Annotated in this window: 14 protein-coding genes; 8 read left to right on the top strand and 6 right to left on the bottom strand. The window is 75.0% G+C overall.

The window, feature by feature from the left end; genetic code table 11:
- The first annotated feature begins 14 nt into the window (after positions 1 to 14).
- From SM452_RS06460 to SM452_RS06425, 8 genes are read left to right on the top strand one after another with little or no spacing between them, the layout of a single operon-like run.
- Complete coding sequence (locus SM452_RS06460) at positions 15 to 1586, top strand: contractile injection system protein, VgrG/Pvc8 family (RefSeq protein ID WP_463839491.1); 1572 nt, start codon at positions 15 to 17, stop codon at positions 1584 to 1586.
- Entirely contained in the window at positions 1586 to 1924 is a 339-nt protein-coding gene (locus SM452_RS06455; RefSeq protein ID WP_463839490.1) for a hypothetical protein, read from the top strand. The genes SM452_RS06460 and SM452_RS06455 overlap by 1 nt, the downstream gene beginning before the upstream one ends.
- The gene (locus SM452_RS06450; RefSeq protein WP_463839489.1) at positions 1921 to 2361 is read left to right on the top strand and encodes a GPW/gp25 family protein; all 441 of its coding nucleotides are present in this window, start codon (positions 1921 to 1923) and stop codon (positions 2359 to 2361) included. Before SM452_RS06455 ends, SM452_RS06450 begins: the two co-directional genes overlap by 4 nt.
- Positions 2358 to 4979 (top strand): putative baseplate assembly protein, encoded by a 2622-nt coding sequence (locus SM452_RS06445; protein ID WP_463839488.1) that lies wholly within the window; start codon positions 2358 to 2360, stop codon positions 4977 to 4979. The genes SM452_RS06450 and SM452_RS06445 overlap by 4 nt, the downstream gene beginning before the upstream one ends.
- On the top strand, positions 4960 to 5589 hold the full coding sequence (locus SM452_RS06440; protein ID WP_463839487.1) for a phage tail protein: 630 nt from the start codon (positions 4960 to 4962) through the stop codon (positions 5587 to 5589). Before SM452_RS06445 ends, SM452_RS06440 begins: the two co-directional genes overlap by 20 nt.
- A complete protein-coding gene (locus SM452_RS06435; protein WP_135240473.1) occupies positions 5586 to 6506 on the top strand; it encodes a carbohydrate-binding protein in 921 nt (306 codons plus the stop codon). The genes SM452_RS06440 and SM452_RS06435 overlap by 4 nt, the downstream gene beginning before the upstream one ends.
- Complete coding sequence (locus tag SM452_RS06430; protein ID WP_463839486.1) at positions 6503 to 6979, top strand: hypothetical protein; 477 nt, start codon at positions 6503 to 6505, stop codon at positions 6977 to 6979. The genes SM452_RS06435 and SM452_RS06430 overlap by 4 nt, the downstream gene beginning before the upstream one ends.
- An 18-nt stretch (positions 6980 to 6997) precedes the next feature.
- The gene (locus tag SM452_RS06425; RefSeq protein ID WP_013476532.1) at positions 6998 to 7762 is read left to right on the top strand and encodes a hypothetical protein; all 765 of its coding nucleotides are present in this window, start codon (positions 6998 to 7000) and stop codon (positions 7760 to 7762) included.
- Here SM452_RS06425 and SM452_RS06420 read toward each other — a convergent pair.
- The 6 genes from SM452_RS06420 to SM452_RS06395 all read right to left on the bottom strand — a co-directional run bounded on the left by SM452_RS06420 (position 7755) and on the right by SM452_RS06395 (position 12720).
- Positions 7755 to 8369 carry a bifunctional 4-hydroxy-2-oxoglutarate aldolase/2-dehydro-3-deoxy-phosphogluconate aldolase gene (locus SM452_RS06420; protein WP_355507924.1) on the bottom strand — a complete coding sequence of 205 codons (615 nt, stop codon included), beginning with the start codon at positions 8367 to 8369 and terminating at the stop codon, positions 7755 to 7757. The genes SM452_RS06425 and SM452_RS06420 overlap by 8 nt on opposite strands.
- The gene (locus SM452_RS06415) at positions 8366 to 9328 is read right to left on the bottom strand and encodes a sugar kinase (protein ID WP_463839485.1); all 963 of its coding nucleotides are present in this window, start codon (positions 9326 to 9328) and stop codon (positions 8366 to 8368) included. Before SM452_RS06415 ends, SM452_RS06420 begins: the two co-directional genes overlap by 4 nt.
- 65 nt (positions 9329 to 9393) lie before the next feature.
- Complete coding sequence (locus tag SM452_RS06410) at positions 9394 to 10239, bottom strand: DUF6807 domain-containing protein (RefSeq protein ID WP_463839484.1); 846 nt, start codon at positions 10237 to 10239, stop codon at positions 9394 to 9396.
- A complete protein-coding gene (locus SM452_RS06405; protein ID WP_463839483.1) occupies positions 10236 to 10880 on the bottom strand; it encodes a hypothetical protein in 645 nt (214 codons plus the stop codon). Before SM452_RS06405 ends, SM452_RS06410 begins: the two co-directional genes overlap by 4 nt.
- On the bottom strand, positions 10877 to 11743 hold the full coding sequence (locus SM452_RS06400; RefSeq protein WP_463839482.1) for a carbohydrate ABC transporter permease: 867 nt from the start codon (positions 11741 to 11743) through the stop codon (positions 10877 to 10879). The genes SM452_RS06405 and SM452_RS06400 overlap by 4 nt, the downstream gene beginning before the upstream one ends.
- Positions 11740 to 12720, bottom strand: a complete 981-nt coding sequence (locus SM452_RS06395) for a carbohydrate ABC transporter permease (RefSeq protein WP_463839481.1) — start codon at positions 12718 to 12720, stop codon at positions 11740 to 11742. The genes SM452_RS06400 and SM452_RS06395 overlap by 4 nt, the downstream gene beginning before the upstream one ends.
- Positions 12721 to 12730: the final 10 nt, after the last annotated feature.

Genomic DNA, 12730 nt, shown 5'->3' with positions numbered 1-12730 from the left:
GTCGGGAGCACGCCGTGAGCCGGGCCGCCCTCGTGGCTGTCGACGGCCGGCCGCTGGCCGATCCGGCCCGGCTGCGTGGCATCCGCGTCGCCGCCCGCCTGGACCGGCCGGCGCAGTGCGAGCTGACGCTCACCGCCGCTCCCGGCGCAGTCCCGCTCGACCCGCCGGTACGCCCCGGCGCCACAGTCGACGTGCGCCTCGACGGGCAGGCGGAGGCGCTGTTCACCGGCGAGGTGACAGCAGTCGAGCGGGAGTACGCCGGTGACGGTGCCGCGCTGGCCCGGATCCGGGCGTACGACCCGCTGCACCGGCTGCGCAAGCGGCAGGAGCTGCGGGTGTTCGAGTCGGTGACGGCCGCCGAACTGGCCGGTGAGCTGTGTGCCGGGCTGGGGTTGAGCGTGACGGCCGAGGAGGACGGGCCGCGCCTGGACCGGCTGCTCCAGCACCGGCACACCGACCTGGACCTGTTGTGCGAGGTGGCCGGCCGGGCCGGGCTGCATCTGGGCATGGACGGGGACCGGTTGCGGCTGTTCACGCTGGACGGGTACGGGGAGCCGCTGCCGTTGACGCTCGGCGAGACGGTGCACGCGTTGCGGATCACCGAGAACCTGGACCGGGCCGGCGCGGAGTGCGCCGTACTCGGCTGGCATCCGCAACGCGCCGAGCCGTTGGGCCAGCGGGCGGGCGAGGCACGCAGCGGGCGGCGCATCCCGCTGCGCCCGGACCCGGGCGACGTGGGCGCGGACGGTGTGCGTACCGCCGTCGACCAGCCCGGCCGCAGCGACGACGAGCTGGCCGCGCTGGCCCAGGCCGGGCTGGACGCCCGGGTGGCGGCGCTGGTCACCGCCGAGGGCACCGCGGAGGGCGACCCGGCGCTGCGGCCGGGCCGGCGGATCGCCCTCGCCGGCGTCCCGGAGCCGGTCGCCGGGGTGTACGTGCTCACCGAGGTGGTGCACACGGTGGACGCGGACGGGCACCTGACCCGGTTCTCCACGGCGCCGCCCGGCCCGCCGCCGTCGGCCGCGCCCCCGGCGGCCACAGTCACGCTCGGCACCGTCACCGACATCGACGACCCGGACAGGCTGGGCCGGGCCCGGGTGACGCTCCCGGCGTACGGCGATCTGGACGCCGGCTGGCTCGCGGTGCTCTGCCCGGGCGCGGGCCGGGGCAAGGGGATCGTCGCGCTGCCCGACCCGGACGACACCGTGCTCGTGGCGCTGCCCGGCGGCGAACCCGCCTCGGGCGTGGTGCTCGGTTCGCTGTTCGGCGCGGTCGAGCCGTACGACGCGGGGATCGTCTCCGGGCGCTCGCGCCGCTGGTCGATGCGGACCGGCACCGGGCAGTCGATCGTGATCGACGACGACGGGCGGACGCTGCGGCTGGCCACCGACGCGGGCAGCTTCGTCGAGCTGCGGCCCGAGCTGACCACCGTGCACGCCGCCGGTGACCTGGTGCTGTCCGCGCCCGGCCGGGCCGTCGTGGTGCGCGGCCGCACCGTCGACTTCCTGCACGCCCCGGCGGCCGAGGACGCCGAGACCGCCGCCGCGCAGGCCCGTACACTCGCCCGTTCCGCCGGAGGTGGCTGATGCGCTGGATCCACCGGGACTCGCTGATCACCTGCGGACACGACGGGCGGGTGAGCAACCGCCCGTCCCAGCACTGGGTCACCGTCCAGGCCGACCCCGTGCTGGTGCGACCCGACCCGGAGGGGCGCGACATCACCGCCTGCCCCAACTACGGCCCGACGATCAAACCGTGCCTGCACACGCTGACCGTGACTGTGGGTTACAGCACGTGGGTGCGGGTGGACCGGCAACCGGTGGTGCTGTCGCACCTGGACGGCCTGACCGACGGCACCCCGCCGGGCACCGTGCACCACCAGGTCCGCGACGTGCGGCAGGGCTTCCTGGGGGCGGACGCATGAGGGCCTTCCGCTTCGTCGGCGCCGGCTTCGACGCCGGCCGCGCCGGTGGTCTCGCGCTCACCGCCGCCGGCGGGCTCGCCATGACCGACGGCGACGAGACGGTACGCCAGGCGCTGTACCTGCTGCTGTCCACCACGCCCGGGGAACGGCTGATGCGTCCCGGGTACGGGTCGCGGCTGCACCGGCTCGTCTTCGCGCCGAACGACGACACCACCGCCGGGCTGGCGATCCACTACGTGCGGCAGGCGATCCGGCGCTGGGAGCCCCGGGTCAAGGTGCTGGACGTGGACGCCGGTGGAGACCCGGACGACCCGTGGCGCCTGGTGATCCGGCTGGACTACCGGGTGCGGGCCAGCCTCTCCCCCGGCCACCTGGTGTTCTCCGTGGACCTGCTGCCCGCCGACGAGGAGACCGGAGACGAGGAGGGCACGCCATGACGCTGCCGGTGCCGCACCTGGACGACCGCGCCTTCCTCGACCTGGTCACCGAGGCGCGGGAACGCATCGCCCGGTCCTGCCCGGACTGGACCGACCTGTCCGCGCACGACCCGGGTATGGCGCTGGTGGAGGCGTTCGCCTACCTGACCGAAGTGATGATCTACCGGCTGAACCAGTTGCCGGAGAAGGCGTACGTCGCGTTCCTGAACCTGCTCGGCGTCACCCGGCACCCGCCGGCGGCGGCCTGGGCGGACGTGCGGCTGACCCGCACCGGCCCGGACCGCGGCCCGGTGCGGGTGCCGGCCGGCACCCGCGTCGCCGCGGCCCGCGGCGCGGACCCCCGGCCGGTCGTCTTCGTGACCACCGAACCGGCGGTGCTGCCCGCCGGGGAGACCACGGCGACGGTACGCGTGCACCACTGCGAGCCGGTCGAGGCGGAGCTGCTCGGCACCGGCACCGGGCAGGCCGGTCAGGTGTTCCGGGCCGCCCGCGCGCCGCTGACCCGTACCACCGAGGCGCTGGACCTGCTGCTCGGCGTGGAGGTGCCGGCCGGTTCGGTGGAGCTGGGCGCGGCGGCCCGGGAGCACGAGGGGCGCACGTACGAGATCTGGCGGCCGGTGGACAGCTTCGCCGGGGTCGGGGCGCAGGCGAAGGTCTACCTGGTGGACCGGGTCTCCGGGGTGGTCACGTTCGCCCCGGCGCTGGACCTGCGCCCGGATGTGGTCGCCCCGGCCGTCGAGGGGGCGGCCGGGGCGACCACGGTGGCGGCGGTGCCGCCGGCCGGGCGGCAGGTGCGGCTGTGGTACCGCTGCGGCGGCGGACCGGCCGGCAACGTGGCGGCGGGTGTGCTGACCAGCCTGCGCGACCCGCTGCCCGGCGTGACAGTGGACAACCCGGAACCGGCCACCGGCGGCCGGGAACTGGAGTCCCTGGAGTCGGTGCTGGCGCGCGGACCGTACGAGTTCTTCGCCCAGCAGCGCGCGGTGACCGCCCGGGACTTCGAGATCCTCGCCACCGGCTCCGGGGCGGTGGCGCGGGCGCGGGCGTTCACCAGGGCCGCCGTCTACAGCTTCGCCCGGCCCGGCGAGGTCGAGGTGGTGCTCGTGCCGTACGTGCCGGAGGCGGCCCGCCCCGGCGGACGGCTGCCGGTGGCGGTGCTGCGCGAGCACGAGGTGGAGGAGGCCCGCCGCCGGGTCGAGGCCGACCTGGAACGCCGCCGCGCCCTGGGTACGGCGGTGCGGGCCGGCTGGGCCCGCTACAAGGCGGTGTCCATCCAGGCACGGGTGGTGGTGCGCCGCGAGGAGGACGTGGACGCGGTCCGCCGCCGCATCCACGACCGGCTGCACCAGACGCTCAGCCCGCTGCCCACGCCGCTGAACCCGGCCGGCTGGGCGTTCGGCGAGCCGCTACGCGCCTCCAACGTGTACCGGATGCTGGAGCACGCCCAGCCGGGCGTGCGCTACGTCGAGTCGGTGCGGTTCGTGGTCGACGAGGCACCCGACGCGCGGGTGCGGACCGTGGCGGTGGACCAGTACCAGGCCGACACCTGGTACGCCGGCGGCGGCCCGGTGCTGTTCCGCTCCACGAACGCCGGTGCCGGCTGGGAACCGGCGGGCCGGTTCGACGACGAGACGGTGGTGCGGGTGGTCCCCGCGCCCGCCCCGGTACGCCCCGGCGTCGTCCCCCGGGCCGGCTCGGTGGCGGTGGTGACCACCCGCGACGCCGGTGGCTCCCGGGTCCGGCTGAGCACCGACCTGGGTGAGACGTGGACGCTGCTGACCGACCTCGACTCCGGCGTCCGCGATCTGGCCTGGATCGACCGGGACGGCACCGGCGCGCTGCTGCTGGCCACCGACACCGGCCTGTACGAGGTGCCGCTGCTACCCGGCGCGGTTCCGTTGCAGATCCTGGTCGACCCGGCCGACGCCGACCGGGGCTTCTACGCGGTGCGCGCCTTCGTCTCCGAGCGCGGCGCACCAGGGGTCGCGGTGGCCGCGCAGGCCGGATTCGGCGTCTACCTGTCCACCGCGGCCGGGCGGCCCGGCACGTTCGCCCACGTCGGCCTCGCCAACGTGGACAACCGGGTGCTCGCCGTGCAGTACGACGGCCCGGCCACGCTGCTGTGGTGCGGCACGGGCGAGCCGGACCCGAAGAAGCCCGGCCAGGGCTGCCACCGCACCCGGCTGTTCGAGTCGGACGTGAAGTGGCAGTCGATGGCATCAGGCTGGATCGGCGGCACCTGCCGCGATCTGGCGTTCAGCGGCCCGCTCGCGCTCGCCGCGACGCAGAGCGGCGGCGTGGTCCGGCTCGACACGCTCGCCGGGCAGCCGCAGTGGTCGCCGGTGATGGTCAACTGCGGCCTGCCGCTGCGGGACCGGACCCGGTTCGTCCCGGTCGACGCCATCGCCGCCACCGCGCCCACCGGCACGTCGGGCGCCGGGCGGCTGGTGCTGGCGGGCGGCGAGCGCGGCGTGTTCCGCAGCGGCGACGGCGAGGACTGGACGGCGAGCGCCAACCAGGCCACCGCCGACGTGGTCACCGTCCCCGGCACCTGGCTGCTCTGCTCCGGCGAGCACGACATCGAGGTGGTGCGGCAGGATGCGCCGAGCGGCGATTGAGCGGCTGCTGCCGGCCGCGTACCAGCGGGCCGCCGGCCCGGGCAGCGTGCTGGGCGCGCTGCTGGACGTGATGGAGGCGCTGCACGCCCCGGACGAGGCGGTGCTCGCCGACGTCGACGCGCTGTTCGGGCCGTACCGGACGCCGGACGGGTTCGTCGCGTACCTGACCCGCTGGGTGGCGATGGACCACGTGGTCGCCGCGCCCCGCGCCGACGCGCCGCTGCCGTTGCCGGTGGGCCGGCTGCGGGACCTGGTGGAGCACGGCGCGCTGCTGGCCCGGTGGCGCGGCACCCCGTACGGGATGCGGACCGCGCTGGAACTGGCCACCGGCGTGACCGGGTTCGTGCTGGACGAGCCGCCCGACCGGCCGTTCCACCTGGTGGTGCGGGTGCCACCGGCCGCCGCCGACCGGCTCGCGCTGGTCACCCGCATCGTCGAGGCGGAGAAACCGGCGGCGGTCACCGTCGAGGTGCGCGCCGCCCCGCTCGACGCCGAGGAGCCCGAGCCGGACGCCGCCGAGCCCGTCGCCGGGGTGGCGACGGTACGCGCGGTCGGCCGGGCCCACGTACCCGCACCCCTGCCCCACGATCCGCCCGAGGAGCCGTCATGACCACCGAATGGACAGTCGTCGCCGCCGCCGAACAGTTCACGCTTGATGCCCGAAACGCCGGTGAGCTGACGTTCACCGTGTCGAACCCGGGCACCGCGCCGGACACCGTCGTCTTCGACGTGGCGCCCGGCGAGGGCAGCCAGCGGGCCTGGTTCACGGTGGCCGAGCCGCAGCGGGTGGTGCCGGGGCAGGGGTCGGTGTCGTTCCTGGTGCGGCTCGCCGTACCGCCCGGCACGCCGCCCCGGCGCTACGACATGACCGGGTTCGCGTACTCGGCGAACACCGCACCGGAGGAGAGTTCCCGCTCCAGCGGCCGGGTCACGTACGACGTGCGGGCCGTCGTACCCCCGAAGCGCGCGCCGTGGCCGTGGATCGCCGCCGCCGCGGCGCTGGTGCTGGTCGTGGCCGGGGTGGTGGCCTGGCTGGTGACCCGCGGCCCGGACACCCCGGCTCCGCCGCGCGCGGACGCGGTGACGGTGGAGGCGGAGACGCTCGTCTCAGGTGCCGCGGTGCAGTCCACCACCGGCGCGAAGGCGGAGGTGGTGGCGCAGGAGAACTGCTGCGACGTGGTGTGGTCGGGCGACGCACAACTGTTCTTCCTGGGCCGGGGCGTGGGCGACCGGGTGACGGTGCAGGTGGACGTGCCGGCCGACGGCACCTGGCGGTTCTCCACAGTGCGCACCACCTCGTTCGACTACGCGAACACGATCTGGCTGGTCGACGGCCGGCAGGTCGGGGACACGTTCTTCGGGTTCAGCCCGACGGTGGTCCGCACCGACGAGGTGGACGTGGGCACGGTGGAGCTGACCCGCGGGCCGCACAAGCTGACGCTCGTGGCGGTGAGCAAGACGCAGGGCACCGACAGGTACTTCGCGGGGGTGGACGAGATCCGCTTCACGCCCGTCGTCCGGCCATGACGACCAAGCAGAAGGTGCTGCTGGTGGCGGTGGCCGTGCTTCTGGTGGCGCTGTACGTGGTGGCGGTGGCCGGGCGCCGCGACGACAGGGGCGACCCGGCGGCCGGGCCGGGCGCGCTGGCCCGGCTGGGACGCGGGTCCGGGACGGTGGACCCGGCGACGGTGGCGGTGACCTGCCTGCCGCCGGCCGCCGAACCGGCCACCACCGCCGACGGGGTGACGCTCGCGTTCGGGGCGGTGTGCCGGCTACGGGTGGCCGATCCGGGCGCGCTGCGCACGCTCGTGCTGCGCGGGACGACGCCGTTCGAGGTGACAGCCCGCGCACCCGGCGACGCGGACGTCACGGTCACCGACGAGGTCGCCCCGGACTCGGACGGCCCGGCGGTGGCGAAGGTGGCGGTGGACCGGGAGACCGAGGTGCTCCTGCGCTGTCCGGGAGGTGGCGGATGTTCGGTCACGCTGGCCCGGTCCTGACCGGGACGGAGACGCGGCATGGGTGAGTTGCGCAAGCCGTTCCTGCTGCTGGCCCTGCTCGCGGTGGCGCTGGTGGTCGGCGTGGAGCTGGGCGCGGCGGCGCTGACCGGCGGCGGCGACGCGAGCGGCGCGCTGCGGGACAGCGCCGGCCGGCTCGGCGTCGAGCTGGGCGACGTCGGCGCGGTGTCCGAACCGTCCGGCCGGGGCATCGGCTACCTGGCGCTGATCGACGTGGTGGCGCTCTGGACGACCGGGCTGTTCTGCCTGAGCCTGGTGCTGCCGGACCGGATGCAGGGCCGGGTGCAGGGCGTGGCCACGCTCGTCTTCTCGATCGTGCTGCTGCTGGTGTCGCTGGTCCTGCTGATCGTCGCGTTCGTCGAGCTGACGGTGATGGTCTCGCTGTTCCTGGCCCCGCCGTTCGGCACCCTGGCGTACCTCGCGGTCTGGGGGTTCTTCCCGGTCGATGACGCGGCGGTGCTGCTCGGGCTGGCGCTGCTGCTCAAACTGGTCTGGGTCGCGCTGCTGCTCGCCGCCCAGCCCCGGTTCCTGCGCAACAAGGGCCTCGTCGCGTTGGCGCTGACCACACTGCTGTGCACAGTGGTGTTGCAGTTCCTGCACGGCCTGGTGCCGGTGATCCTGGTCAGCATCCTCGACGACCTGGGCGCCGTGGTGTTCGCCGTGGTGGCGCTGATCTGGGCGCTGGTGCTGCTGATCGGGTCGATCCCGGCGATCGTGAAGGCGATCCGGACCACCGCCACCACGTCCGGCCGTACCGTCACTTGATGGCGCCGCCGGCGGCGAGCGTGGCCAGGCGCGGCAGCTGCTCCGGGTCGGTGAGCGCCGATCCGACCGCCACCACGCGGGCCCCGGCGGCGAGGAAGTCACCCGCGTTGCCGGCGTCGACGCCGCCGGTGGCGACGAAGCGGGCCTCCGGCAGCGGCCCGGCCACCGCCCGGAACCAGGCCGGGCCGAGGCTGACCGCCGGGAACGCCTTGAGCCACACCAGGCCGTGGTCGAGCGCCCGCTGCGCCTCGGTCGGGGTGGCCACGCCCGGCAGGTGCGGCACGCCGAGACCGGCCGCCGCGTCGGCGACGGCCAGGTCCAGGCCGGGCGCCACGGTGAACGCCGCCCCGGCGGCCACCGCGTCGTGGACCTGCGCCGGGGTACGCACAGTGCCCGCGCCCACGATCCGGTCCCGCCGCCGCCCGGCCGTCACGGCGGCGCGCAGCGCCGGCACCGCGTCCGGGGTACGGATGGGCACCTCCACCACGGCGATGCCGAGATCCCAGGCCAGTTCCGCCAGCCGGACCGTCTCACCGGGCGGCAGGTCGCGCAGGATCACCATCACCCGCGCCTCGCCGAACAGGGCCTCGAAGTCGTGTCCGCTCATCCGTCGCTCCCTCCCCTGACCCGCGCTCGCGCATCCTCAGGCCACGCCTCGTCCGGCAGCGCCAGCGCCCGCGCGATCGTCTCCGGATCCGGTGGCGGCGCGGTGTCGCCCGGCACGGCCAGCACCGGCGCGGCGGTCAGGTGCCCCAGCCGCAGGCAGGCTCGCAGGTCGAGGTCACGCAGCAGTCCGGAGAGGAACCCGGCGGCGAACGCGTCCCCGGCGCCGACCGGTTCCACCACGTCCACCGGCAGCGCCGACACGAACACCGCCTTCCCGGTACGCGGCAGCGCCGTCGCGCCGACCGGCCCGTCCTTCACCACCACCAGTTCCGGGTCCGGCAGCAGCGCACGGACCGCGGCCGGATCGTCCGCCGACCAGAGCACCGCCGCCTCGTCCAGCCCGACCAGCACCACGTCGGCACGGTCGGCCAGGTCGCGCAGCACCGGGGCGGCCCGGTCGGCGGGCCAGAGCGCCGGCCGGTGGTTCACGTCGAAGCTGACCCACGCGCCGGGCAGCGCCCGCCCGTCCAGCGCCGACACGAGCAGGTCACGGCAGGTGCCGGAGAGCGCGGCGGTGATCCCGGACAGGTGCAGCAGGCGTGCCCCGGCCGGCCCGGGACGCGCGAGGTCGGCGGCGCCGAGGCGGCTCGCGGCCGACCCGGCGCGGTGGTAGTGCACGCGGGTGCCGTCCGGCCCCGGATCCTTCAGGTAGAGCCCGGTCGGCGCGTCCGGATCCACGGTGACCAGGCTGACGTCCACGCCCGCGGCGGCGACCTCGGCCACCACCCGCCGCCCGAACGGGTCGTCGCCGACCCGGCTGACCCACGCCGCGCGGTGCCCGAGCCGGGCCAGCCCGGCCGCCACGTTTGATTCCGCGCCGCCGGCGCCGACGGTCAGCCACGCCGCGTGCTCCAGCGACCCGCCGTCGTCAGGGGCGAGCACCACCATCGTCTCGCCCACGCACACCACCTCCGGCCCGCTCCCGGCGCCGCCTCGGTCCACGACAGCGGCACCAATCGGCCCGCTCACCGGAGAACCGCCTCGACTCGGGCCGACACGTCGGCCGGGTCGAGGTGGCCGTCGGCGACCAGCACGCGGTGCCGGTTGTGCCGCTGCCGCCCGGCCGCGACCACCGCCGGGCTGTCGAAGGCGTACGCGACGCAGACGCCCGGGTACATGGCGGTGCGTACGAACCACCTGTCACCAGGCCCCAGACCGGTGAACACCAGCGTGTACGCGCCGCCGCCGGGCGCGGTGGCCGACAGCGCCAGCCAGGGCGCGGCCGAGCCGTTCACGTCGCCCTCACCGATGGCGTCGGCGGTGCGGACGCGCGGTTCACCGTCGGCCACGGCACGCCAGAAGAAGCCGCCGTAACCGGCGCCGCCCGGGCGGCCGTTCGTGGCCGGGCTGCCCAGGTGCACGTCGGCGCCGGTGGCGGAGGTGAGCGTGGCGGACAGGTCCAGCCACCACGCGTCCTCCCCGGCCGGGGCGGCGGTGATCCGCCGGTGCTCGCGCAGCAGCACCCGGCCGTGCCGGTCCCGCCACTCCAGGTCGTGGTCGAGCCGGTCGGCGGTCCGCTCCCGCCAGCCGGTGTGCGCGATGACGCCGTGGTCGTCGCGCCAGGTGTAGCCGGTGCCGCGCACGTACGTCCGGCCGCCCCACAGGTTGACGCCGTCGACGTCCTGCACCGCAAGTGACGCCCCGAGGTGCCAGACGTGGTCGGCCGGGAGCGCGTCGGTGACCGGGGTGCCGGCCCGGGTCCGCACCGGATGCAGGTACGGCCGAGGGCCGTGGCGGGGATCCAGGTCCGGCCGGACCAGATACTGGGCCACCTCGACGCCGTCCACGACCAGCCGAGGTTCGGCGGTCACGACGGCTCCGGGGCGGGGACCGGGCGGCGGGCGTCCAGCGCGTGCAGCGCCGCGAGCGTGTACCCGCCGAGAATCGGCACCGCGACCGGCGTGACCAGCACACCCAGCACCACGGCGAGCGCGCAGACGCCGGAGGCGGCGGCCCACACACCGGGACGCTCCAGGCAGGAACGCGCCACCCGGCGGGCTGCGGCCCGCCAGCCCCGGCCACCGGTGCGTCCGACCGCCACGGCGACCAGGCCCGCGTACCCGAGCAGGACCGCCACCACGACGGCGGTGAGCGCGAGCGCGGGCCCGCCGCCTGGTACCCGGCCGGTGGTGAGCGCGAGCAGGTCGGCGGCGAGCAGCGCGGCGGCGGCCAGGGCGACGGCGCTGACCGCGAGCCCGGCGGGCAGCGCGCGGCCGAAGCGGGCCAGGCTGGTCCGCGCGTCGGGCCAGGCACCGGTGACCGACCTGTCGTGCAGCGCGGCACCGGCGGTGGCGACCGCCGGGGCGAGCGTGAGCACCGGCAGCGCGGCGAGCGCGACGGCGAAGCCGAGCAGCGCCAGGTCGGTCGCCTCGCGCAGCGTGTCCCGCCAGTCGGCCCGGGCCGGCGCGGGGTGGACGGGTGCGGCGTCGGTGGGGGCAGGCACGGCGGTCATCCCTTCAACCCGCTGGTGTTGATGCCCTCGACGAGCATCCGCTGGAAGGCCAGGAAGAACAGGAACACCGGCAGCAGGGACAGCACCGACATGGCGAACATCGGGCCGACGGCGCTCTGGCTGGTCGAGTCGATGAACAGCGTCAGCGCCACCGGAACCGTGTAGTCGTCCAGGCTGGACAGGAACACCAGTTGGCGGAAGAAGTCGTTCCAGGTCCAGATGAACGAGAAGATCGCGGTGGTGACCAGCGCCGGGCGGCTCAGCGGCAGGATGACGTGCCGGAACACGCCGTACGGGGACGCGCCGTCGATGGTGGCCGCCTCGTCCAGTTCGCGCGGGATCCCGCGCATGAACTGCACCATGAGGAAGACGAAGAACGCCTCGGTGGCCAGGAACTGCGGCACCAGCAGCGGCAGGTACGGCCAGTCGCCGCCGACCAGGCCGAGGCTGCGGAACAGGATGTACTGCGGCACGATCAGCACGTGCCCGGGCAGCAGCAGCGTCCCGATCATCACGGTGAACCACAGCTTGCGCAGCCGGAACCGCAGCCGGCCCAGGGCATAGGCGGCGAGCAGGCAGGACAGCGCGTTGCCGACGACGGTGAGCCCGCTGACCACTGCGCTGTTGAGGAAGAACCGGCCGAAGCTGATGTCGAAGTTGGTCCAGCCGTCGACGTAGTTGCCGGGGGTGAACCGTTCCGGCAGCAGGCCGACGTTGTTGACGATCTCGGCCTGCGACTTGACCGACGTGCCGAGCATCCAGAACAGCGGGTAGAGCACCACCGCGACGATCGCCACGAGCACGACCAGCCGCAGCACGTTGCGGCCGCTGCGAGGCCGGCGGGTGGCAGCGAGCGCCGTCATGAGTCGTCTCCGTCCGAGTAGTGCACCCAGAACCGGCCGGTGCTGAAGAAGACGGCGGTGATCACGCCGATCGCCACCAGGAACACCCACGCCATCGCCGACGCGTAGCCCATCTCCAGGTCGGTGAAGCCGGAGATGTAGAGCTTCAGCGTGTACATCAGGGTGGAGTCGACCGGGCCGCCGGTGCCGTTGCTGAGCACGAACGCGGCGGTGAAGCCCTGGAAGCCGTTGATGGTCTCCAGCACCAGGTTGAAGAAGATCACCGGGGAGAGCATGGGCAGGGTGACCGCGCGGAAGCGCCGCCACGCCCCGGCGCCGTCCACCGCCGCCGCCTCGTACAGCTCGGTGGGCACCTGCTTGAGCCCGGCCAGGAAGATCACCATGGGTGCGCCGAACTGCCAGATCGCCAGCACCATCAGTGTCTCCAGCGCCCAGTCCGGGTCGCTGACCCAGGGCAGCCCCTCGACGCCGAACAGGGCGAGGAACGAGTTGAACGCGCCGTCCCGGTTGAACATGTTGACCCAGACGATCGCCAGCGCGACGCTGCCGCCGAGCAGCGACGGCAGGTAGAACAGGCTGCGGAACAGCCCGACGCCACGCCAGGCCCGGTTGAGCAGCAGCGCCACGCCGAGCGCGGCGGCCAGCTTCAGCGGCACCGCGATCAGCGCGAACGTCAGCGTGACCCGGACCGCGTGCCAGTACGACGAGTCGGCGGTGAACATCCGCTCGTAGTTGGCCAGCCCCACCCACCGCACCTCGGACAGCGGCGTGAGGATGTCGTAGTCGGTGAAGCTCAGCCAGAGCGACAGCAGCATGGGGATCGCCGTGACGCCCATCAGTCCGATGAGCCAGGGCGAGAGGAAGACGTACCCCGCCAGACCCTCGCCGAGCCGGGCCCGGCCGGCCCCGCGCCGCGTGGGGCGGGGGCCGGCCGGTCCGGTACGCGGGGTCCGGCCGGGCGCCGTGGTGAGAGCCACGGGACCGGTC

This window comes from Micromonospora sp. SYSU B005, assembly GCF_055362685.1.
The sequence above is the reverse complement of the archived record's forward strand: the minus strand, read 5'-3'. Positions and strand labels throughout refer to the sequence as shown.